The organism is Cyanobium sp. Aljojuca 7A6 (assembly GCF_024346455.1).
In the GTDB taxonomy this organism is placed as follows: domain Bacteria; phylum Cyanobacteriota; class Cyanobacteriia; order PCC-6307; family Cyanobiaceae; genus Cyanobium.
The window spans coordinates 21542-40948 of the sequence record NZ_JAGQCY010000011.1 but is presented as its reverse complement, the minus strand read 5'-3'; the positions used below and the strand labels follow the sequence as shown (position 1 = coordinate 40948).

Annotated in this window: 27 protein-coding genes and 1 tRNA gene; 9 read left to right on the top strand and 19 right to left on the bottom strand. The window is 68.8% G+C overall.

All coding sequences use genetic code 11. From position 1 onward, the window contains the following. Positions 1–2: 2 nt before the first annotated feature. From rplR to rplC, 16 genes are all read right to left on the bottom strand, one after another. A complete protein-coding gene (rplR, locus tag KBY95_RS10790) occupies positions 3–368 on the bottom strand; it encodes a 50S ribosomal protein L18 (protein WP_254965015.1) in 366 nt (121 codons plus the stop codon). A 32-nt stretch (positions 369–400) separates the two neighbouring features. After that, a complete protein-coding gene (gene rplF / locus KBY95_RS10785; RefSeq protein ID WP_254965014.1) occupies positions 401–940 on the bottom strand; it encodes a 50S ribosomal protein L6 in 540 nt (179 codons plus the stop codon). 16 nt (positions 941–956) lie between these two features. After that, positions 957–1358: a 30S ribosomal protein S8 gene (gene rpsH / locus KBY95_RS10780; protein ID WP_254965013.1), complete on the bottom strand. Its 402-nt coding sequence runs from the start codon at positions 1356–1358 to the stop codon at positions 957–959. 20 nt (positions 1359–1378) lie between these two features. After that, positions 1379–1918, bottom strand: a complete 540-nt coding sequence (gene rplE / locus KBY95_RS10775) for a 50S ribosomal protein L5 (protein ID WP_254951729.1) — start codon at positions 1916–1918, stop codon at positions 1379–1381. 122 nt (positions 1919–2040) lie between these two features. After that, positions 2041–2397, bottom strand: coding sequence for a 50S ribosomal protein L24 (gene rplX, locus KBY95_RS10770; RefSeq protein WP_254951731.1), 357 nt, complete (start codon positions 2395–2397; stop codon positions 2041–2043). 1 nt (position 2398) lies between these two features. Continuing rightward, on the bottom strand, positions 2399–2764 hold the full coding sequence (gene rplN / locus KBY95_RS10765) for a 50S ribosomal protein L14 (protein ID WP_015109410.1): 366 nt from the start codon (positions 2762–2764) through the stop codon (positions 2399–2401). A gap of 10 nt (positions 2765–2774) precedes the next feature. After that, on the bottom strand, positions 2775–3026 hold the full coding sequence (gene rpsQ / locus KBY95_RS10760) for a 30S ribosomal protein S17 (protein WP_015109409.1): 252 nt from the start codon (positions 3024–3026) through the stop codon (positions 2775–2777). Between the two features lie 17 nt (positions 3027–3043). Further along, positions 3044–3256: a 50S ribosomal protein L29 gene (gene rpmC, locus KBY95_RS10755; protein ID WP_254965012.1), complete on the bottom strand. Its 213-nt coding sequence runs from the start codon at positions 3254–3256 to the stop codon at positions 3044–3046. A gap of 2 nt (positions 3257–3258) precedes the next feature. After that, on the bottom strand, positions 3259–3717 hold the full coding sequence (gene rplP / locus KBY95_RS10750; RefSeq protein WP_254965011.1) for a 50S ribosomal protein L16: 459 nt from the start codon (positions 3715–3717) through the stop codon (positions 3259–3261). 16 nt (positions 3718–3733) lie between these two features. Further along, positions 3734–4462, bottom strand: coding sequence for a 30S ribosomal protein S3 (rpsC, locus tag KBY95_RS10745; RefSeq protein ID WP_254965008.1), 729 nt, complete (start codon positions 4460–4462; stop codon positions 3734–3736). A 19-nt stretch (positions 4463–4481) separates the two neighbouring features. Continuing rightward, complete coding sequence (gene rplV / locus KBY95_RS10740; RefSeq protein WP_254951737.1) at positions 4482–4841, bottom strand: 50S ribosomal protein L22; 360 nt, start codon at positions 4839–4841, stop codon at positions 4482–4484. Between the two features lie 4 nt (positions 4842–4845). After that, complete coding sequence (gene rpsS, locus KBY95_RS10735; protein ID WP_216902559.1) at positions 4846–5121, bottom strand: 30S ribosomal protein S19; 276 nt, start codon at positions 5119–5121, stop codon at positions 4846–4848. 35 nt (positions 5122–5156) lie between these two features. Next, entirely contained in the window at positions 5157–6020 is an 864-nt protein-coding gene (rplB, locus tag KBY95_RS10730) for a 50S ribosomal protein L2 (protein ID WP_254965007.1), read from the bottom strand. Between the two features lie 15 nt (positions 6021–6035). After that, positions 6036–6338, bottom strand: coding sequence for a 50S ribosomal protein L23 (locus KBY95_RS10725; RefSeq protein WP_094586023.1), 303 nt, complete (start codon positions 6336–6338; stop codon positions 6036–6038). Next, complete coding sequence (rplD, locus tag KBY95_RS10720; RefSeq protein WP_254951742.1) at positions 6331–6966, bottom strand: 50S ribosomal protein L4; 636 nt, start codon at positions 6964–6966, stop codon at positions 6331–6333. The genes KBY95_RS10725 and rplD overlap by 8 nt, the downstream gene beginning before the upstream one ends. Positions 6967–6977: 11 nt before the next feature. Then, positions 6978–7625 (bottom strand): 50S ribosomal protein L3, encoded by a 648-nt coding sequence (gene rplC, locus KBY95_RS10715; RefSeq protein ID WP_254965006.1) that lies wholly within the window; start codon positions 7623–7625, stop codon positions 6978–6980. Positions 7626–8038: 413 nt separating this feature from the next. Between rplC and KBY95_RS10710 the strand changes: the two genes are divergently transcribed. The 7 genes from KBY95_RS10710 (at position 8039) to recA (ending at position 14931) form a co-directional block, all read left to right on the top strand. After that, complete coding sequence (locus KBY95_RS10710) at positions 8039–8500, top strand: NAD(P)H-quinone oxidoreductase subunit N (protein WP_254965058.1); 462 nt, start codon at positions 8039–8041, stop codon at positions 8498–8500. 48 nt (positions 8501–8548) lie between these two features. Next, complete coding sequence (locus tag KBY95_RS10705) at positions 8549–9805, top strand: sodium:proton antiporter (protein WP_254965005.1); 1257 nt, start codon at positions 8549–8551, stop codon at positions 9803–9805. Positions 9806–9853: 48 nt separating this feature from the next. Continuing rightward, on the top strand, positions 9854–10873 hold the full coding sequence (locus tag KBY95_RS10700; protein ID WP_254965004.1) for an LdpA C-terminal domain-containing domain: 1020 nt from the start codon (positions 9854–9856) through the stop codon (positions 10871–10873). Positions 10874–10986: 113 nt separating this feature from the next. After that, a complete protein-coding gene (locus KBY95_RS10695; RefSeq protein WP_261353650.1) occupies positions 10987–12573 on the top strand; it encodes an AAA family ATPase in 1587 nt (528 codons plus the stop codon). Positions 12574–12684: 111 nt separating this feature from the next. Beyond that, a tRNA-Gln gene (locus KBY95_RS10690) sits at positions 12685–12756 on the top strand. A 21-nt stretch (positions 12757–12777) separates the two neighbouring features. Continuing rightward, positions 12778–13569 carry an HAD family hydrolase gene (locus KBY95_RS10685; RefSeq protein ID WP_254965002.1) on the top strand — a complete coding sequence of 264 codons (792 nt, stop codon included), beginning with the start codon at positions 12778–12780 and terminating at the stop codon, positions 13567–13569. A 168-nt stretch (positions 13570–13737) separates the two neighbouring features. Then, positions 13738–14931, top strand: a complete 1194-nt coding sequence (gene recA, locus KBY95_RS10680) for a recombinase RecA (RefSeq protein ID WP_254965057.1) — start codon at positions 13738–13740, stop codon at positions 14929–14931. A gap of 32 nt (positions 14932–14963) precedes the next feature. Here recA and KBY95_RS10675 read toward each other — a convergent pair whose 3' ends face one another. The 3 genes from KBY95_RS10675 to KBY95_RS10665 form a co-directional block, all read right to left on the bottom strand. Further along, positions 14964–15314, bottom strand: coding sequence for a DUF1815 family protein (locus KBY95_RS10675; RefSeq protein ID WP_254965001.1), 351 nt, complete (start codon positions 15312–15314; stop codon positions 14964–14966). A gap of 93 nt (positions 15315–15407) precedes the next feature. Next, the gene (locus KBY95_RS10670) at positions 15408–15659 is read right to left on the bottom strand and encodes a DUF2839 domain-containing protein (protein WP_254965000.1); all 252 of its coding nucleotides are present in this window, start codon (positions 15657–15659) and stop codon (positions 15408–15410) included. Between the two features lie 28 nt (positions 15660–15687). Beyond that, on the bottom strand, positions 15688–17145 hold the full coding sequence (locus KBY95_RS10665; protein ID WP_254964999.1) for a helicase: 1458 nt from the start codon (positions 17143–17145) through the stop codon (positions 15688–15690). Positions 17146–17188: 43 nt separating this feature from the next. Here KBY95_RS10665 and KBY95_RS10660 point away from each other — a divergent pair, with 43 nt between their 5' ends. Beyond that, positions 17189–18076, top strand: a complete 888-nt coding sequence (locus KBY95_RS10660) for a prephenate/arogenate dehydrogenase (RefSeq protein WP_254964998.1) — start codon at positions 17189–17191, stop codon at positions 18074–18076. Positions 18077–18166: 90 nt separating this feature from the next. Then, on the top strand, positions 18167–19240 hold the full coding sequence (gene corA, locus KBY95_RS10655) for a magnesium/cobalt transporter CorA (protein WP_254964997.1): 1074 nt from the start codon (positions 18167–18169) through the stop codon (positions 19238–19240). The last annotated feature ends 167 nt before the right edge of the window (positions 19241–19407 follow it).

Below are 19407 nucleotides of genomic sequence, written 5' to 3'. Positions count from 1 at the left end.
GATCAGAACTGAAGGCCCGCTTCCCGGGCGGCGTCAGCAAGGGCCTTGACCCTGCCGTGGTACAGGTTGCCGCCGCGATCGAAGACCACCTGCTGAATACCCTTGGCGAGGGCGCGCTGGGCGACGAGCTGGCCCACGGCGACGGAGGCGTCACAGGTGGAACTGGCCTGGACGCTGGTGCGCAGGTCCTTGTCGAGGGTGGACGCAGCGCAGAGGGTGCTCTGGGCGTCGTCGTCGATGACCTGGGCGTAGATGTGATTGTTGGAGCGGAACACGGCCAGCCTGGGACGGTTGGCGGTGCCGGAGAGCAGACGACGCAGGCGGCGGTGACGCTTCTGGGTCTGCTGTTTGCGGGAGAGGGTAGACATGGGGGATCAGACGGTTGACGCTCGAGCAGACCTCATTTCTTGCCGGTCTTGCCGGCCTTGCGCAGAATCCGCTCACCTTCGTACTTGATGCCTTTGCCTTTGTAGGGCTCGGGCGGACGAATGCCGCGGATCTTGGCCGCCTCGTTGCCCACCAGCTCCTTGTCGGGGCCGGAGACGAAGACCGAGGTGTTGTTCTCGACCGAGAAGGTGACCCCTTCGGGGGGGACCATCTCCACCGGGTGGCTGTAGCCGGCGCTGACCACGAGCTTGCGCCCCTGGACCTGGGCGCGGTAGCCGACGCCGACGATCTCGAGCTTGCGGGTGAAGCCTTGGCTGACCCCTTCCACCATGTTGGCGACGAGGGTGCGGCTGAGGCCGTGGCGCTCGCGGGAGCGACGGTGGGTGCTGGTGGGACTCACCACCACCGTGCCGGCGTCCTGGCTGACGCTGACGCCCTCCGGGAGAACGCGGCTGAGTTCCCCTTTGGGTCCCTTCACGGTGACCGCCAGGCCATTGAGGCTGACGGTGACCTTGTCGGGAATGGGGATCGGGGCTTTACCGATACGAGACATGGAACAACTCCTGGGATCAGTAGACGTAGCAGAGCACTTCGCCGCCGACGCCCTGCTTGCGGGCATCACGGTCGCTCATCACACCCCGGGAGGTGGAGATGATCGCCACGCCGAGGCCGCCCAGCACCTTGGGCAGCTGGCGGGTGTTTTTGTAGATGCGCAGGCCGGGCTTGCTCACCCGCTGCACGGAGCGGATGGTGGGCTGGCGGTGCTTGCCGCTGTATTTCAGCTCAAGCACCAGCTGGCGCTGCACGCCTTCGCCTTCTTCGGCGATGGCGGCGATGAAACCTTCCTGCTGCAGCACGTTGGCGATGCTGCGGGAAAGCCGCGAGGCGGGAATCCTGGTGCGCTCGTGGCGCTTCTCACTCGCGTTGCGAAGGCGCGTGAGCATGTCTGAAACTGGGTCGTGGTTGGCCATGGTCGTGTCCGGGAGGGGGCTCAGGTATTGCGGAACGGCATTCCCATTTCGCGGAGGAGGGCCCGGCCCTCTTCGTCGTTACGGGCGTTGGTCACGATCGTGACGTCCATCCCCCGGATGGCATCGATCTTGTCGAAGGAGATCTCGGGGAAGATGATCTGCTCCCGGATCCCCAGGGTGTAATTGCCCCGTCCGTCGAAGCTCTTGGGGCTCACGCCGCGGAAGTCGCGGATGCGTGGCAGCGCCAGGTGGATGAGACGCTCCAGGAAGGCATACATCCGCTCGCCCCGCAGGGTGACGGCCACGCCGATCGGCATGCCCTGGCGGATCTTGAAGCCGGCGATGGCCTTCTTGGCGCGGGTCACCACCACCTTCTGACCGGTGATGGTCGCCAGTTCGGTGATCGAAGCCTCAAGGGACTTGGCGTTCTGGGCGGCTTCACCGAGGCCCCGGTTGACGGTGACCTTGACCACCTTGGGAACCTCGTGGACGTTGGAGAGGTTGAGATCCTTCAGCAGCTTGGGCTGGATCGTCTCCCGATAGCGCTGTTTGAGTGACATGACGGGGGGATGGGGGGGCGCTTCTGGACGTGGTCAGAAGGCGGACGGGGGAGGGGAGCAGGGACGCGGAGCGGGGGGAACGTCGCACGGTGGGGCGTGGGGGGCGACGCGGTGGGGGGTGGTCAGTCGATCACCTCCCCGGTCTTCTTGAGACGGCGCTTCTTGCTGCCGTCGTCCTGGACGACGATTCCCACCCGGCTGGCGACCTTGTTGGCGGTGGAATACAGCATCACGTTGGAGGCGTGCAGGGACGCTTCCTCGGTGACGATGCGGCCGGTCTCGCCTTCCTGGGCGGGTTTGACGTGGCGGGTGCGCAGGTTGATGCCCTGCACCACGACACGGTTCTCGTTGGGGAGGGTGCGGAGCACCTCACCGGTCTTGCCCCGATCCTTGCCGGCGATCACCTGGACGGTGTCACCTTTGCGGATGCGCATCTTGATGCGCTCAACGGGCCTGGCCTTGGGGGTTGCGGCAGCCATCTCAGATCACCTCCGGAGCGAGGGACACGATCTTGGTGAAGTTGCGCTCGCGCAGCTCCCTGGCGACCGGACCGAAGACCCGGGTGCCCTTGGGGTTGTTGTCGTTGCCCAGGATCACCGCGGCGTTGTCGTCGAATCGGATGGCGTTGCCGGTGTCACGGCGCAGCGTGGCCCGGGTGCGCACCACCACGGCCTTGACCACGTCCGACTTCTTGACGCCCATGTTGGGCATGGCGTCCTTGACGGCGGCCACGATCACATCGCCCACGTGGGCGTAGCGACGGTTGGTGCCGAGCACCCGGATGCATTGGATGCGCTTGGCGCCGCTGTTGTCAGCGACGTTGAGGAAGGTTTCCTGCTGAATCATGGGGGGTTCCTCAGCCGGCGCTGGTTGTGGAGAGAACTTCGGCCACGGCCCAACGTTTGGTGCGGCTGAGGGGACGGGTCTCGGTGATGCGGACCCTGTCGCCCACGCGGCAGCTGTTGGCTTCGTCGTGGGCTTTGTAGCGGGTGGTGCGGCGGACGGTCTTCTGATAGATGGGGTGAGGGAAGCGGTTTTCCACCGCCACCACCACCGTTTTGTCCATCTTGTCGCTGACGACGGTGCCGACCCTTTCCTTGAGTGCCATGGGGATCGAGGGGGGAATCAGGAGGCGACGGTGGAGCGCTGACGCTCCTCCTGCACCGTCAGCAGGTGGGCCAGCTTGATGCGGGCCTCCTTGAAGCGGTGCGGGTGCTCCAGACGGCGGGTGGCCTGCTGGAAGCGGAGGTCGAACAGTTCGCGACGGACGCCGTCGATCTGTTCGCCGATCTGGGCGTCGCTGAGCGAACGCACGTCGGTGATGGTGGGACGGGCCATGGTCAGGACTCCACTGCGAGGGCGGGTTCGGGGGCGGTTGCCACCTGATCGGCCAGGGCGAGGAACTTCGTCTTGACCGGCAGTTTGTACTGGGCCAGACGCATGGCTTCCTTGGCGATTTCGGGCGTGATCTCGGGTCCACCCATCTCGAAGAGAATGCGGCCCGGCTTGATCACGGCCACCCAGAACTCCGGGTTGCCCTTACCGGAACCCATGCGGGTTTCGGCCGGTCGCATGGTGACGGGCTTGTCGGGGAAGATCCGGATCCAGATCTTGCCCCCCCGCTTGACATGGCGGGTCATGGCACGGCGGCTGGCTTCGATCTGACGGGAGGTGATCCACCCGCACTCCTGGGCCTGCAGGGCGAAATCGCCGAAGGCGATCGTGTTGCCGCGCGTGGCGACGCCGCGCATACGGCCTCGCTGCTGTTTTCGGAACTTGACGCGTTTTGGACTCAGCATGGTTCAGGCCTCCTGATCACTCCTCATTGGAGCGGTCTTCAAACTGTTGCGGCCGGCGGTTGGCCCGGCGTTTCGGTGCTCCACCCACGGGCAGCTGATCTTGCTGACCGGGAAGCACCTCCCCTTTGAACACCCAGACCTTGATGCCCAGGACCCCGTAGGTGGTGGTGGCCACCTTGGTGGCGTAGTCGATGTCGGCGCGGAGCGTGTGCAGGGGCACGCGACCCTCGCGGGTCCACTCCGTCCGGGCGATTTCGGCGCCGTTGAGGCGGCCGCTCACCTGGAGTTTGAGACCCAGCACCCCGGCCCGCTGGGCGCGTTGCACCGCCATGCGCATGACGCGCCGGAAGGCCACCCGCTTCTCCAGCTGCTGGGCGATGTACTCGGCCAGCAGGAAGGCGTCAGCGTCGACCCGCTCCACCTCGACCACATTGATGCGCACCTGACGGTGGGCATCGCCGAGGGTCTTCTGGATGCCGGCGCGCAGCTCCTCGATGCCGCTGCCCTGGCGGCCCACAAGAACGCCCGGACGGGCGGTCTTGAGTTCCACTTCGAGCTGGTCGGCCTTACGGGCGATCAGCACGTCGCTGATGCCGGCGGCGGCGTACTTCTTGTTGATGAACGACCGGATCCGGTCGTCCTCCTGAAGGAGGACGGGATAGGTCTTGCTTGGGGCGTACCAGCGGGAGCGGTGATCCTGGGTGATCCCCAGGCGCAGGCCGGTTGGATGGATCTTGTGTCCCATCGGGCGGTGTCCTCGGGGGTCAGGCGGTGGGCGCTGCCACAGCAATGCTGATGTGGCAGGTCTGTTTCTTGATGGCGAAGGCGCGGCCCTGGGCTCGGGGCCGGAACCGCTTCAGGGAGGGTCCCATGTCGGCACTGGCCTGGCAGATGACCAGGGTGGCCGGATCGAGGCCGAGGTTGTGCTCGGCATTGGCGACCGCAGAGCGGAGCACCTTGGTGATCGGGCCGGTGGAGCGGTAGGGCATGAACTCGAGCATGATCAGGGCGTCGCGGTAGGTGCGACCCCGGATCTGATCGAGAACCCGGCGAACCTTCGACACGGAACCGCGGATGAAGCGGCCGTGTGCCAGGGCCTGGGTGTCGGGTGTGGTGGTTGCCATCGGATCAGCGGCCTCCCTTCTTGTCTTTGATGTGACCGCGGAATGTGCGGGTGGGGGCGAATTCGCCCAGCTTGTGGCCCACCATCTGCTCCGTCACGTAGACGGGCACGTGGGCCTTGCCGTTGTGAACGGCAATGGTGTGGCCGATCATCATCGGCAGGATGGTGGAGGCCCGTGACCAGGTTTTGATCACGGTCTTGTCGTCGGCAGCGTTCTGCCTCTCCACCTTGCGAAGCAGGTGGTCGGCGACGAACGGGCCTTTTTTGAGTGAGCGTCCCATGGCGGATCAGGCGAACAGCAGAGCGGTGTGGGTCATCAGGAGTCGCGTCCGCCACGGCTCCGTTTGGAGGTGCGGCGTCGTTTCCGCAGCACGAACCGGTTGCTCGGCTTGTTGCGCTTGCGGGTCTTGAGGCCCAGGGCGGGCTTGCCCCAGGGCGTGACAGGACCGGACCGGCCGATCGGTGCCCGGCCTTCGCCGCCCCCGTGGGGGTGGTCGCAGGGGTTCATCACGCTGCCGCGAACTTGCGGACGGCGGCCCAGCCAGCGCTTGCGGCCGGCCTTGCCAAGGCTGGTGTTGCGTTGTTCGGAATTGCCGACCTCACCGAGGGTGGCGTAGCACTCCCGGCGCACCAGCCGCACCTCGGTGGAGGGCAGCTTGAGGGCGACGTAGTCCCCTTCCTTGGCCACCACCTGGGCACTGGCCCCGGCGGTGCGCACCATCTGGCCACCGCGACCGGCGTAGAGCTCGACGTTGTGAACGCTTGAGCCCAGGGGGATGGCCGAGAGGGGCAGGGCGTTGCCGTTCTCGATCGGGGCCTCGGGTCCGGAGATGACGCTCTGGCCCACGGCCACGTTGGCGGGCGCCAGGATGTAGCGCTTCTCGCCGTCGGTGTAATAAAGCAGCGCCAGACGGGCGTTGCGATGCGGGTCGTAGTGGATGGCGGCCACCTTGGCACTCACCCCGTGCTTATCGCGACGGAAGTCGACGATGCGGTAGAGGCGCTTGTGGCCACCGCCGCGGTGGCGGCAGGTGATCACGCCGCGGTTGTTGCGGCCCTTGTGGCGGTGCTTGGACACCACCAGGCCCCGCTCCCGGTTCTTGCCCGTGATGTCGCTGAAGTCGGTGACGACCAGCGTGCGGGTGCCGGGAGTGATGGGCCTGTAGTTACGGATTGCCATGACGTTTCAGATCCCTCAGGACTCAGGGAACAACTGGATGGCGTTGCCTTCGGCAAGGCGCACCACTGCTTTCTTCACCTGGGCGCGTTTGCCGGCGAAGCGGCCCACCCGACGGGAGCGGCGGGGGGGATTCATGGTGCTGACGCCGACAACCTTGACGTCGAACAGATGCTCGACGGCCGCCTTGATGTCGGGCTTGGCGGCCCGATGGTCCACCTCAAAGGTGTACTGGTTGATCTCGATGGCCCGGGTGGCCTTCTCAGTGATCAGCGGGCGGCGGATCACGTCCGCCAGCCGGCCTGCAAAACGCTCAGACATCGCCGTAGACCTCCTGAATCTTCGCCAGTGCCTCTTCGCTGAGCACCAGCTTGTTGGCATGGAGCAGATCGAACACGTTGAGCTGATCAGCGGCGATCAGCTTCACCTTCTCGAGGTTGCGCACCGAGCGGGTCACCGCTTCGGGGGCACCGTCGAGGATCAGCAGCACCTTGTCGCCGGCCTCGATGCCGAAGCGGGACAGGGCGGCGATGATCTCCTTGGTCTTCGGCGTGTCCAGTCCGGCGCCGAAGCCCTTCACCACGGTGATGTCCGCGACGCGGCTCATCAGGGCGGTGCGCAGGGCCAGGCGACGCTCCTTGCGGTTCATCGCCACGGCATAGCTGCGGGGCTTGGGTCCGAAGATCACGCCACCGCCGGGCCGCAAGGGGGTGCGGATCGAGCCCTGGCGGGCCCGGCCGGTGCCTTTCTGCTTGTAGGGCTTGCGTCCGCCGCCGGCCACTTCGGCACGGGTAAGGGTGCTGGCGGTGCCCTGACGGGCATGGGCCAGCTGGCGCACCACGGCCCTGTGCAGCAGACCGTTGGCGGATGTTTCCTTGGCGACCTTGAGGTCGAGGGGAGCCTTGCCGCTCTCCTTGCCTTGCCAGTCGCGAATCACACAGTCAGTCATGGGTGTTCTCCTCAGTTCGCGGCGGGGACGCCAACCCGCCGGGCCGGGCGGATGTCGAGCAGGGCGCCGGGCTTGCCGGGTACCGAGCCCTTCACGACCAGCAGATTGCGTTCCGCATCCACCTTGAGGATGGTGAGGCCGCGGGTGGTGATCTGCTTGCCGCCGTAACGGCCAGCCATCCGCTTGCCGGGGTAGACCCGGCCGGGGGTGGTGCCGGCGCCGATGGAGCCTGGTTCGCGGTGGTTCTTGGAACCGTGGCTCATGGGGCCACGGCTGAAGCCGTGACGCTTCTGCAAGCCTGAGAAGCCGCGACCGATCGTGTCGCCGCTGACGTCAACTTTCTGGCCGGGGCTGAAGTCACCGACGGTGACGGGCGCTCCCAGCTCAAGGCCATCGATGGCCTCCAGCCGGTATTCCTTGAGGTGCCGCAGGGGCTCCTCACCGGATTTGGCCAGGTGGCCCTTGGCGGGCTTGTTGACGAGCTTCTCGCGGATGTCGCCGAAGCCGAGCTGCACCGCGGTGTAACCGTCGGTGGCTTCGCTCTTGAGTTGGGTGATGCGGCAGGGACCCGCTTCGATCAAGGTGACCGGAATGGATTTGCCTTCTTCGTCGAAGAACTGGGACATACCCAGCTTCTTCCCGAGAATGCCGATGGACATGGGAGGGAGAACAACACCAGCTGGACGGCCGCGGCGTGCCGCCATGGATCAAGGGCCGAGGCCCGAAACCCTTGGAGGACCCGCTGGGCGGCGGGGGGCTGAATTCGTGGAATCGCAGATTGACCCGAAGGTCAGGGGCTAGCGAGGCGAATCAGCGGGCTGGGACTTGCCGGAAGCGTGGAGGCCTCGGGCAGTATCCCGACGATCACAGCAGCGACGAGCGCGGCAGGAGTCGTACGGGCCAGGAAGGGTTCGTCACCAGTGACAAACCCCGTGCTGTTCTCTGGAGGCCCGGCTAGCGGACGGGCACAGATCATCAGCACAAGAAGCAACACTACCCCATGGTGTGCACCACCACCCCCGGGCCCCTCACCGGCTGCCAGACTCAGCCGGCGATCCGCCTGCCGCTCCCGATGCCTCTGCTGATGACCGGCCGTGGTTTCCGCACCGAGCTGGAGCGCTGCGGCGCCCTCGCCCTGTTCGTCCCCCTGGAGGGGGGCGCCGATACCCGGCTGCTGCGGCGGCTGCGGGCGGCCGGCTACCGGGCGCACCTCACCTCCGCCCGGGGGCTGGGCGATCCGGAGGCCTATCTCCTGCAGTTGCATGGCATCCGTCCGCCCCACCTGGGCCACCACAGCGTCGGCCGGGCGGCCGCCGTGGGCGAGGTGCAGCGGGTGATGCCCCTGCTGGGCCCCCAGCTGGCCGGCGATGGGCCGGTGCTGCTGTGGCTGCTGGAGGGTCAGGTGCTCAGCAGCTCCGAGCTCAGCGCCCTCTGCGACCTCTGCCGCCGCGAATCGCGGCTGAAGCTGGTGGTGGAGATGGGAGGCGCCCGGGCCCTGCGTTGGCAGCCGCTGGAGCAGCTCGTTCCTGCCTGAGCCGGGTCCACCCCATAGCCTGGGCCCGTCCCGCGGACTCCCCTGACGTTGAGTGAGCGGCTGGCACTGATCTGGGGTTCGGCCTTCTTCGCCGGCTCCCTCGCCCAGGCCACGGCCTGGGTCACCGGCCAGCCTGCGGTGGTGCTGCTGTTGGGCATGGGTCTGCTGGCGGGCCATGCCGGCTTCGACATCGTCCATCCCGAGAACCTCGGAGCCGGCCTGGAGCCCTTGGTGGGTCTGCTGGTGAGCCTGGTGCTCTTCGATGGTGGGCTCAACCTGCGCCTGGCCGGCCGCGACCTGCAACGCTCGGTGCTCCAGCTGGTGCTGGTGCGCCTGGTGTTGGGGCTGCCTGTGGCCGCCCTGTTGGCCCACGCCCTGGCGGGTCTGCCCTGGTCCCTGTCGCTGGTTTATGGCGCGATCGCCCTGGCCACCGGTCCCACGGTGGTCACGCCGATGGTGCGCCAGCTGCGCCTGGCTCCGAAGCTGGGCCAGCTGCTGGAGGCGGAAGGACTGATCCTCGAACCTGTCAGCGCCGTGCTGGGCCTGGTGCTGCTCCAGGTGACCCTGGGCGATTTCGGCGGCTGGCAGGAGGTGGCCTCCCGGCTGTTGCTGCGCCTGGGGGGCGGGGTGGCCCTCGGCGCCCTGGCGGGGCTGCTGCTTTCGGAGGCTCTGCGGCGGCTCGGCACCCTGGCGACGACCAGGGGGGGGGAGGGGTCTGCCCTGGCGGAAGCCAACGGCCTCGAACTGCAGCTCACCCTGGGGGCTCTCTTTCTGATGTTCAGCGGCTGTGAGGCCCTGCTGCCGGAATCGGGCTTGCCGGCGGCGGTGAGCGCCGGGGTGGTGGTGGGACTGCGCCTCGATGCGGCCGCGACCCAGCTCGATGCACTGATTCGCCAGCTGGCCATGCTGGCCATCACCGTGCTGTTTCCCCTGCTGGCGGCCGATGTCTCCTGGGCGGAGCTGAGCCCCCTCGGCCTGGGAGGCGTGGGCTGCGTCGTGGCCCTGATGCTGGCGCGCTGGCCGCTGATCCAGCTGACGGGCCTGGGCCTGCCCAGCCTCGACTGGAAGGAGAAGGCGCTGCTCAGCTGGATCGCCCCGCGGGGCATCGTCACCGCGGCGGTGGTCAGCCTCTTCGCCCTCGAGCTGGACCGGGCCGAGGTCCCCGGCGGCGGCGCCCTCAAGGGGCTGGTGTTCCTGACCATTCTGATGACCGTGGGCCTGCAGGGGTTCACGGCCCCCTGGCTGGCGAACCGCCTGGGGCTCGCCCAGCCCGCGGCGGCGCCGGAGCTGCCCCAGGGCGGCTGAGCCCCGAGGCGGTGCCAGGATCGGACTATCCCGTTGCCAAACCGATGCATGGCCCGGGACCCGGAGCAGGCCCTGGCCCGGGGGGGCTGGGTGAAGCTGATCGGCGGAGCCAGCAACCAGGATCTGGCTGCCATCGAGGATCTGGCCGGCATCCATGCCCTGGCCGGGGTGCACTGCATCGATGTGGCGGCCGATCCTGCCGTGGTGGCCGCCACCCGGCGCGGCCTGGCCTGGGCCGAAGCCCATGGCGCGGCGCGCCCGTGGCTGATGGTCAGCCTCAGTGATGGCCTCGATCCCCACTTCCGCAAGGCCTGGTTCGATGCGCGGCGCTGTCCGCCCTCCTGCCCGAGGCCCTGCGAGCGGGTCTGCCCCGCCCTGGCCATCGATGAACACGGCGTGGTGGCGGCGCGCTGCTACGGCTGCGGCCGCTGCCTGCCCGCCTGTCCCCTGGGGCTGATCGAGGAGCGCAGCCAGGTGCTGGAGCCGGCTGCCGTGGGGGCCCTGCTGGCGCAGCTGGCCCCCGACGCGGTGGAGCTGCACACCCAGCCCGGGCGGTTGGAGGCCTTCGCCGAACGGGTGGCGCAGCTGGCCGCCAGCGGTGTGGGCCTGCGCCGGGTGGCGGTCAGCGCCGGCCTGGAGGGGGGCGCCACGGCCGAGGGGCTGGCGGCGGAGCTCTGGCAGCGTTTCCGCCTGCTGCGCGGGGTCGGCTTCCGGCCGCTCTGGCAGCTGGATGGGCGACCGATGAGCGGGGATGTGGGGGCCGGCACGGCCCATGCGGCGGTGGGGCTGCTGGAGCGGCTGGGTCCGCTGGCGCCGCCGGGGCCGCTGCAGCTGGCCGGTGGCACCAATGCCCACACCCTGGCCGTGCTGGCACGCTCCGCCGCCGGGCCGCGGGCGGCCGGGGTGGCCTTCGGTGGCGTGGCCCGGCGGCAGTTGCAGCCCCTGCTGCTGGAGGCCCAGGCGGAGGGACGGCGGCTGCTGGACGTGCCCCGGCTCTGGCCCCGGGCCCTGGAGATCGCCGTGGCCCTGGTGGGCCCCTGGCTGGCCCGCGATGTCGCCGGCCCCTGAGGTCTGGCTAGAACGAATGGGCAGCTCCCCCCGGCGCCCCCCTGGAGCCTTCGCCCCACCCCTCCCTCTCCGCCCAGCGGGTCACCGACGATCTGGATCGTCTGCTGGCCGTTCTGCCGCCCGTGGTGCAACGGGCCCTGGCGGGGCCGGAGCAACGGGAGGGGTTGCTGGAGGTGGTGCTCGACCTGGGCCGGGTGCCGGAGGCCCGCTATCCCGGCCGCGTGCTGGCCCTGGGGGCCGACGCCATCGAGCGCTCCGATCTGGCGGCGGTGCTGCAGCGCCTCGGTCCCTTCGGTGGCGACAACCGGGCCGGCATTGAGCGCACGCTGCACCGCATCAGCGCCATCCGCAACCGCACCGGTGACGTGGTCGGCCTCACCTGCCGGGTGGGCCGGGCGGTGTTCGGCACGGTGGCGATGGTGCGCGACCTGCTGGACACGGGGCAGTCGCTGCTGCTGATGGGCCGCCCCGGGGTCGGCAAGACCACCGCCCTGCGGGAGATCGCCCGGGTGCTCGCCGACGACCTGCAGCGCCGGGTGGTGGTGATCGACACCAGCAACGAGATCGCCGGTGACGGCGACATCCCCCATCCCGCCATCGGGCGGGCCAGGCGGATGCAGGTGGCGCGCCCGGAACTGCAGCACCAGGTGATGATCGAGGCGGTGGAGAACCACATGCCCGAGGTCATCGTGATCGATGAGATCGGCACCGAACTGGAGGCGCAGGCGGCCCGCACCATCGCCGAACGGGGCGTGATGCTGGTGGCCACGGCCCACGGCAACGAACTGGCCAACCTGATCCGCAACCCCACCCTCAGCGACCTGGTGGGCGGCATCCAGTCGGTGACCCTGGGGGACGAGGAGGCCCGTCGCCGCCGCACCCAGAAGACCGTGCTGGAACGGGCGGCCGAGCCCACCTTCCCCCTGGCGGTGGAGATGCACAGCCGCCACCGCTGGCTCGTGCACCGCGATGTGGCCGGCACCGTGGACCTGCTGCTGCGCGGCCAGCCCAGCCATCCCCAGGTGCGGGAGCTGCGCAGCGACGGCCGCCTGGTGCTGCGCGACGACGGCCTCCTCCGCCCGGCCCCTCCGCCCGCCTGGGCCACCGCCCCGGCCCCCCGGCGCCAGGGCCCTGCCCCTCTGGCGATGGTCCCCCTGCCCGATCCTGCGGCGCCCCGGCCAGCGGTGGCCAGCGCCGCCCTGCGGGTGTTCGGGGTGGGGCTGGCCGCCCAGCAGCTGGAGGAGGCGGTGCGCCGCCGCCAGCTGCCGGTTCAGGTGGTGGAGGAGCCGGAGCAGGCGGATGCGGTGCTGAGCGTGCGCGGCCAGCTGGGCCTTGATCCGGAGCTGCGGCGCCAGGCCCGCGACCTCGGCCTGCCGATCCTGGTAATCAAGTCGGACACCCCCCACCAGCTGCAGCGGGCCATGGAGCGCCTGCTGGAGCGGCGGCAGGGGGGAGGCGAGGCGCCAAGGGAAGATCCGGCCAGCCCCGCCGCAGTCCGCCTCGACGATGCCCATGGGGGCCTGGAGGAATGCCGGCTGGCGGTGGAGCAGGTGGTGCTGCCCCAGGGCCGGCCGGTGGAGCTGCTGCCCCGCAGCGAAGCGGTGCGGGGCCTGCAGGCCGAGCTGGTGCACCACTACGGGCTGCGCAGTGCTGTGTTCGGCCGCGGCCGTCAGCAGCGGCTGCGCGTCTTTCCCGCCTGAGGGGGCCTGCCGGCAGGGTGGACGCGGGCGAGTTGACGAAGGACCAGCCGCTGTGGGTAACTAGCAAGGCGCCGGTACCAGACCGACGTCTTTCCCATCCCATGGGTTGATTGGGCCGTCGCCAAGCGGTAAGGCATCGGGTTTTGGTCCCGACATTCCTAGGTTCGAATCCTAGCGGCCCAGTTTTTTCTCTCTTTCCTGCCGGTGCCTGAACGCCCTCTGCTGGTGTTCGATTTCGATGGCGTCCTGGTGGACGGCATGGCCGAATACTGGTGGTCGGCCCGGCGGGCGGCCCTGGCCCTGGTGGCTGGCGAGGGCGCCCGAAGCGCCCCGGCCGCCTGGCAGCTGCCGGAGCAGGCACCGGCGGGCTTCGCTCGGCTGCGGCCCCTGATCCACAAGGGTTGGGAAATGGTGCTGATGGCCGCCGAACTGGGACGGCCCGCCATCGATCTCGACGCCGCCCTGGCCGACTACGACACCTTCCTGGCCAGGGCCCTGGAGCGCTGGGGCTGGAGCACCGAGCAGCTGCAGCGGGCGCTCGAGGGCCTGCGCCAGGAGGCCATCGCCACCGACGTGGACGCCTGGCTGGCCCTGCACCGCTTCTACCCCGGCGTGGAGGCGCGCCTGGGCAGGCTGGCGAAGGAGGGGGCGGACTGGGCCGTGCTCACCACCAAGGGTGGGGCCTTCGCCGCCCGTCTGCTGGCCGCCGCCGGTCTGACGCCCCTGGCCCTCTATGGCCACGAACAGGGCAGCAAGCCGTCGGTGCTGGGGCGGCTGGTGGCCGAGCGGGATCCCGGCGAGCGCCCCCTGTGGTTCGTGGAGGACCGCCGTCCCACCCTGGAACTGGTGCGGCGGACGCCGGGGCTGGAGGCGGTGCGCTGCTATCTGGTGTCATGGGGGTATCTGGGCCCGGGGGACGGGCAGGGGTTGGCCCCCCTGGGGATCCGCTGGCTGGAGCCCGCCGGTTTCGAGGCCCCCCTGGCGCAATGGCCCTGAGCCGCTAGAGTACGCCCGTACTACACATTGATACGCCGGCCTCTCCGGGTGGCACTGGTTGTCCAGAGGTCGCACGACGGCGCCCGGTTCCGGCTGCCCATCTCCGCCTCCACCCACCGCCTCGACGGCTCCGGCCTGCTGCGGCCCGTTCCATCACCCATCCCCACCATGCCTGCCGATTCCAGGGCCTCTCTTTCCTCCGGCTCTCCCTCCACGTCCACCTCCTATGTCTCCGCCGCCGCCCCCAGCGGCGACCCCAAGGCCGCTGCGGAGCGCGACAAGGCCCTGGGCCTGGTGCTGACCCAGATCGAGCGCAATTTCGGCAAGGGTTCGATCATGCGGCTGGGGGATGCCTCCCGCATGCGGGTGGAAACGGTCCCCACTGGGGCCCTCACCCTCGACCTGGCCCTGGGGGGTGGTTATCCCAAGGGGAGGGTGGTGGAGGTTTACGGGCCGGAGAGCTCCGGTAAGACCACCCTCACTCTCCACGCCATTGCCGAGGTTCAGAAGCGCGGCGGCGTGGCGGCCTTCGTCGATGCCGAACACGCCCTCGACCCGGTCTATGCCGCCGCCCTGGGGGTCGACATCGAAAACCTGCTGGTCTCCCAGCCGGACACCGGCGAGATGGCCCTGGAGATCGTCGACCAGCTGGTGCGCTCGGCCGCCGTCGACGTCGTCGTCGTCGACTCGGTGGCGGCCCTGACGCCCCGGGCAGAGATCGAGGGGGAGATGGGCGATCTGGCGGTGGGCAGCCAGGCTCGGCTGATGAGCCAGGCCATGCGCAAGATCACCGGCAACATCGGCAAATCCGGTTGCACGGTGATCTTCCTCAACCAGCTGCGCCAGAAGATCGGCGTCACCTACGGCAACCCGGAAACCACCACCGGCGGCAACGCTCTCAAGTTCTATGCCTCGGTGCGGCTCGACATCCGCCGCATCCAGACCCTCAAGCGCGGCACCGAGGAGTACGGCATCCGGGCCAAGGTGAAGGTGGCCAAGAACAAGGTGGCGCCCCCCTTCCGGATCGCCGAGTTCGACATCCTCTTCGGCCGCGGCATCAGCACCCTGGGCTGTCTGCTGGATCTGGCGGAGGAAACGGGTGTGGTCACCCGTAAGGGCGCCTGGTACAGCTACGAAGGCGACAACATCGGCCAGGGCCGCGACAACACGATCACCTGGCTGGAGCAGAACCCCGGGCCGAAGGAGGTGATTGAGCAGCTCACCCGCAAGAAGCTCACCGAGGGCTCCGAGGTCACTGCCAACTCGATGAAGCCGCTGGCGGCGGCGGCCAAGCTGGCGGCGTCCAAGCCCCAGGTGGGTGAAGACGGCGCTGCGTTGGAGGAGCTGCCCGCCGCCGGCTGATCACCGGGCTCCAGGGGTGGGGAAGGCCCGGCTCAGGCCTGGGCCGCCAGGGCTTCAGTCGCCCCTTCTGGGGATGCGACGGGCTGCAGCACCAGCACCACCCGCTGCAGTTCCTGGATGGCATCGGCGCCCTCCAGCTTGACCAGCTCCTGGCCGTGGCGGGATTCCACCCAGCTGATGCCGAAATCGGAGACGAGCAGCCGCACCATGTGGTTGTCGCCCAGGTCGGCCACGAAGGAGGCGCCATGGCCGTCGCGGCCATCGCCGCAGGTGTAGCAGGTGGCCACATGGCCCTGTTTCTTCAGAGACACTGCCAAGGCCTGGAGGCTCAGGATCAGATCCTCAACGGCCGAGCGGTATTGCTCGGCCAGCCGGAGAAACATGAGAGATGTCCATGACGTTTGGCAGATCATAAGAATTTCTTCCGATTCATGCCAGGCGCCAAGGCCCATATGTGGAGACCGGCACCCGGCCCCTCAGCCGTCCGACAGCGACCACCAGCCCGCTGCCGGGCCGATGAAGCGCACAGTGATCCAGAACAGTGCCAGGCCGCCGATGCCGATCCAGGCACCCTTGGTGGTGATCGCCACGAAGCGGGAGGCCTGGTTGCGTGTCAGGGGCAGCCAGGTGACGATCCGGGGTGAGGTGTCGACGTCCCTGGCCTTGCTGACGCGCGGCTTGTCACGGGGCGGCAGTCCCTGGTCGGCCCGGCGTTTGGCTTCCCCCATCAGGGTTCAGACGGCAACTGGGGGCAGGCTAGGGGTCGGGCCGCAGTCGCACCAGTTCGACCCAGGGCTCAAGGGCGGTGAACACCAGCCGTCCCCAGCTGCGGCCCCGCAGGCGACCGTCCAGCACCGCCAGCCGACCGCCGCTGCGCCGTAGCCCGGCCACGCCCCGCTGCAGCCTGTTGAGGGCCTCGGGCAGCAGCAGTTCCCGGAACCAGTCACGGCCCTGCTGGCGCAGCACCCCGACCCGGGCAGCGGTGAGCGGATCCTCCAGGCTGGCGATCGGAAGGAGTCCCACCACCACCTGGCAGGGCAGGGGCAGCCGTGACTGGTGCTCCAGCCACCAGCTCCAGCTGCAGCACACCACGCCGTTGCTCTCCGGTGACGTGTTCTGGTGGCACACCCGGCTGCCGAACTCGGCGGCCAGGCCGCTGGCCAGGCCCAGGCAGAGGGCCGAATCGTCGATCAGCACCACCGTCAGGCCGCTCTGGCCCAGCACCAGCCGCCGGCCCTGCTCGAGCAGGTGCTGGGCGTAGTGGGGGCTGTTGGGCAGCGGCTGGCGCAGGGGGGCGAACAGGGGCAAGGGGTCGGAAAGGGGGGGATCGGCCAGATCCAGCACCACCGCGGGCTCCAGCCCCAGGGCGGCGCCGGAGGCGGGCTGGCCCTCCGCTGCCCGGCCGGTGGCCAGCTCACCGATCAGCACCGCCCCCCGTCCCACCAGCAGGCCGGTCAGTTCGCTCAGGGGTTCGAGCGGCTGGCGCAGCAGGTTCCACTGCAACAACGAGGGATCCACCCGTGCCCAGCTGCTCCAGCCGGCGCCGGCGCTCAGCCAGCGGGGCCAGGGCTCCGGCAGCGGCTCGAGCAAGTGCAGCAGGTGGCGCAGGGGGGCTTCGTCGTCGTCGGCGAGGGCCACCAGCCGGTGGGGGGAGCGCGGATGGGCCATCACCCGGCGGCTGAGCCGTTCGTGCAGGTTGAGCAGACAGGCTTCGGCGCTGGGCTGGGCGCGGCGCAGCTGATCCCAGTGACGGGGCTCCAGTTCCACCTCCAGGGCCTGGCGCAGGGCCACTTCCAGGGTCTCGGCCTCGGGGATCACCAGTTGCCGCTCCCCCAGCTCGCCGTTGCGCCAGGCCACCACCAGCTCCCGATGGTCGAGCAGCCAGAGCCGGCTGCCGGGCGGGGCCCCGGGCCCTTCCCAGCAGGGCAGCTCCAGCCCCACGCTGCGCAGGCGCGGCCATTCCACCAACAGCAACCGCTGGCGCAGGGCCGGCGTGACCACCAGGGCCAGGGGCGTTTCGCTGAGGGCCAGGGGCACCAGCAGGCTGATCCACCAGCTGGGGGCTGTGCCGGGGGCCAGGCGCACCAGTGTGTGGTCGACGCGGCGCAGGCTGCGGGCCACCAGGCGGCTGAGGGTGAGGTGATGGGGCCAGCGTTCCACCCCCTCTCGCTGCAGGAGAGCCTTGAGGTGCTGGTGGGCGCGGGCTTCCAACATGGCTGGATCGTAGGAAGCTGGCCCCAGCCGATCCGCAGCGACGATGACACCCCTCTGGCAACGCGAACCGGTGGGTGTGGTGGGCCTGGGGTTGATCGGGGGCTCGCTGGGCCTCGATCTGATGGCAATGGGAGCGCAGGTGCGGGCCCTGGTGCACCGACAGGCCACCGCCGAGCGGGCCGCTCAGCGCGGGCTGGCCACCGAGGTGAGCACCGATCCGGTGGTCTTGGCGGGGTGCGGCCTGGTGGTGCTGGCCCTGCCCCTCGACCGTCTGCTGGATCCGGACCCCGCCCTGGTGGCAGCCCTGCCGGCCGGGGCCGTGATCACCGATGTGGGCTCGGTGAAGGCGCCGGTGCTGCGCCGCTGGTGGGAGCTGCTGGCGGCGGCCGGCGACGGCCCGGCTCCCTGCCGCTTCGTGGCCTCCCATCCGATGGCGGGCACCGCCCGGGCCGGGGTGGAGGCGGGGGAGCCTGGCCTGTTCCGTGGCCGGCCCTGGGTGGCGACCCCGGAGGCGGGCACCGATCCGGCGGCCCTGGAGGCGGTGCGGGAGCTGGCGGAGGCCTTAGGGGCCCGCTGGCTCTGCTGCGATGCCGAGGCCCACGACCGGGCCGTGGCCCTCATCTCCCATCTGCCGGTGCTGGTGGGGGCGGCCCTGCTGCAGGCGGCCAATGCGGGTGGAGGGGCGGAGGCCGGAGCGGCTCTGGTGCGGGCCCTGGCCTCCAGTGGTTTTGCCGACACCACCCGGGTCGGCGGTGGCAATCCGGAGTTGGGGATGTTGATGGCGCGCGCCAACCGGGCGGCGCTGCTGGAGGCCCTGGGGCACTACCGCCATTCCCTGGCCTGCCTGGAGGCGATGGTGGCTGGGGAGCAATGGTCGGACCTGCAGCAGTCGTTGGAGCTCAGCCATCAGCTAAGGCCCGACTTTCTCTGAACCTGGGATGCCGATAGGCTCCCAGCAACTCCTTCGCATCCTGGCCGGCCGATGAAGACCAGGCCGCCGAGACAATCCCCGCGCATCCGTGTGGCCGCCGGCAGCAGCGGCATCCGTGGCAAGCGGATCAGGCCCGGATCTTCCCCTGGTGCGGTGGTGTTCGTCGGCGAGCAGCGGCTGGCGAAGGTGCAGATCGATGTCATCCACTACGACGGCCATGGCTGGTCGGAGGAATTGGACGTATCGGTGCGGAGTTGCGCCGATGTGGTGCGTCAGGACAGCATCACCTGGATGAACGTCAGCGGCGTCCATGACGTCGACCTGGTGGAGCGCCTTGGTCAGTGCTTCGGGATCCATCCGATGACGCTGGAGGACATTGCCAACACCACCCAGCGCCCCAAGGTGGAGGAGTTTCCTGGCTATGTCTTCATGGTGTTGAAGATGATCGCCTTCAACGAAGATACCCAGACGATTGACATCGAACATGTGAGCGTGATCCTTGGCGATCACTTCGTGATCTCCTTCCTTGAAGATGATGGCGATGTGTTCGATGGGGTGCGTGATCGGATCCGCGCCTCCAGCGGCCGGATCCGCTGGATGAAGGCTGACTACCTCGCCTACTCCCTGCTGGACGCTGTTGTCGACCACTACTTCCTTGCTGTGGAGCGGATGGGGGACATCATTGAGGAGGTGGATGATCGGCTGCTGGAGGATCCCCGCCCCGGAGATATCAAGGAGATCCATGGCCTCAAGCGGTCCATCCTGAGCCTGCGCAAGGCCGTCTGGCCAATCCGCGAGGAGCTGGCCATGATCTGCAAAAGTGAATCCGCACTGCTGACATCCGAGAGCCGGGTGTTCTGGCGTGATCTCTATGACCACTGCATCCAGATCATCGATCTGGTGGAAACCCACCGCGACATTCTCGGGGGTATGCATGACACCTATCTTTCAACTCTGAGTCATCGGATGAATGAGGTGATGAAGGTGCTGACGATCATCTCCACGATCTTCATTCCCCTCACCTTCATTGCCGGTGTGTATGGCATGAACTTCAAGGAAATGCCCGAGTTGCAGTGGCGGGGTGGGTATTATTCGGTGTGGGCAGTGATGATTGTGATCGGCATCAGCCTGTACCTCTATTTCCGCCGCAAGCAGTGGCTTTGATGCCGCCGATCCGCAGCGCTGCACTTGTGTAGCAAGCGCCACCAAATTTGGCTTTGCTTCCTCTGCGCTACGGATCATTGCCGCTTGCCAATGACGGTGGGCATCGATGGCGGCTGTTTCTAGGGTTATTGAGGATGTCGGTGAACGGACAGTGAGTTTCCTGAGCG

Excerpts from the sequence above, each read along its gene's own strand:
- KBY95_RS10710 (WP_254965058.1), top strand. The coding sequence starts at position 8,039 with ATGCCTCTGCTGATGACCGGCCGTGGTTTCCGCACCGAGCTGGAGCGC.
- KBY95_RS10665 (WP_254964999.1), bottom strand. The coding sequence starts at position 17,145 with ATGTTGGAAGCCCGCGCCCACCAGCACCTCAAGGCTCTCCTGCAGCGA.
- rpsS (WP_216902559.1), bottom strand. The coding sequence starts at position 5,121 with ATGGGACGCTCACTCAAAAAAGGCCCGTTCGTCGCCGACCACCTGCTT.
- rpsQ (WP_015109409.1), bottom strand. The coding sequence starts at position 3,026 with ATGGCACTCAAGGAAAGGGTCGGCACCGTCGTCAGCGACAAGATGGAC.
- rplX (WP_254951731.1), bottom strand. The coding sequence starts at position 2,397 with ATGGCTGCCGCAACCCCCAAGGCCAGGCCCGTTGAGCGCATCAAGATG.
- KBY95_RS10675 (WP_254965001.1), bottom strand. The coding sequence starts at position 15,314 with ATGTTTCTCCGGCTGGCCGAGCAATACCGCTCGGCCGTTGAGGATCTG.
- rplB (WP_254965007.1), bottom strand. The coding sequence starts at position 6,020 with ATGGCAATCCGTAACTACAGGCCCATCACTCCCGGCACCCGCACGCTG.
- recA (WP_254965057.1), top strand. The coding sequence starts at position 13,738 with ATGCCTGCCGATTCCAGGGCCTCTCTTTCCTCCGGCTCTCCCTCCACG.
- rplF (WP_254965014.1), bottom strand. The coding sequence starts at position 940 with ATGTCTCGTATCGGTAAAGCCCCGATCCCCATTCCCGACAAGGTCACC.
- rpmC (WP_254965012.1), bottom strand. The coding sequence starts at position 3,256 with ATGGCCCGTCCCACCATCACCGACGTGCGTTCGCTCAGCGACGCCCAG.
- rplV (WP_254951737.1), bottom strand. The coding sequence starts at position 4,841 with ATGGCAACCACCACACCCGACACCCAGGCCCTGGCACACGGCCGCTTC.
- rpsC (WP_254965008.1), bottom strand. The coding sequence starts at position 4,462 with ATGGGACACAAGATCCATCCAACCGGCCTGCGCCTGGGGATCACCCAG.
- KBY95_RS10700 (WP_254965004.1), top strand. The coding sequence starts at position 9,854 with ATGGCCCGGGACCCGGAGCAGGCCCTGGCCCGGGGGGGCTGGGTGAAG.
- rplP (WP_254965011.1), bottom strand. The coding sequence starts at position 3,717 with ATGCTGAGTCCAAAACGCGTCAAGTTCCGAAAACAGCAGCGAGGCCGT.
- rplD (WP_254951742.1), bottom strand. The coding sequence starts at position 6,966 with ATGACTGACTGTGTGATTCGCGACTGGCAAGGCAAGGAGAGCGGCAAG.
- rplE (WP_254951729.1), bottom strand. The coding sequence starts at position 1,918 with ATGTCACTCAAACAGCGCTATCGGGAGACGATCCAGCCCAAGCTGCTG.
- KBY95_RS10670 (WP_254965000.1), bottom strand. The coding sequence starts at position 15,659 with ATGGGGGAAGCCAAACGCCGGGCCGACCAGGGACTGCCGCCCCGTGAC.
- rplN (WP_015109410.1), bottom strand. The coding sequence starts at position 2,764 with ATGATTCAGCAGGAAACCTTCCTCAACGTCGCTGACAACAGCGGCGCC.
- rpsH (WP_254965013.1), bottom strand. The coding sequence starts at position 1,358 with ATGGCCAACCACGACCCAGTTTCAGACATGCTCACGCGCCTTCGCAAC.
- rplC (WP_254965006.1), bottom strand. The coding sequence starts at position 7,625 with ATGTCCATCGGCATTCTCGGGAAGAAGCTGGGTATGTCCCAGTTCTTC.
- KBY95_RS10660 (WP_254964998.1), top strand. The coding sequence starts at position 17,189 with ATGACACCCCTCTGGCAACGCGAACCGGTGGGTGTGGTGGGCCTGGGG.
- rplR (WP_254965015.1), bottom strand. The coding sequence starts at position 368 with ATGTCTACCCTCTCCCGCAAACAGCAGACCCAGAAGCGTCACCGCCGC.
- KBY95_RS10725 (WP_094586023.1), bottom strand. The coding sequence starts at position 6,338 with ATGTCTGAGCGTTTTGCAGGCCGGCTGGCGGACGTGATCCGCCGCCCG.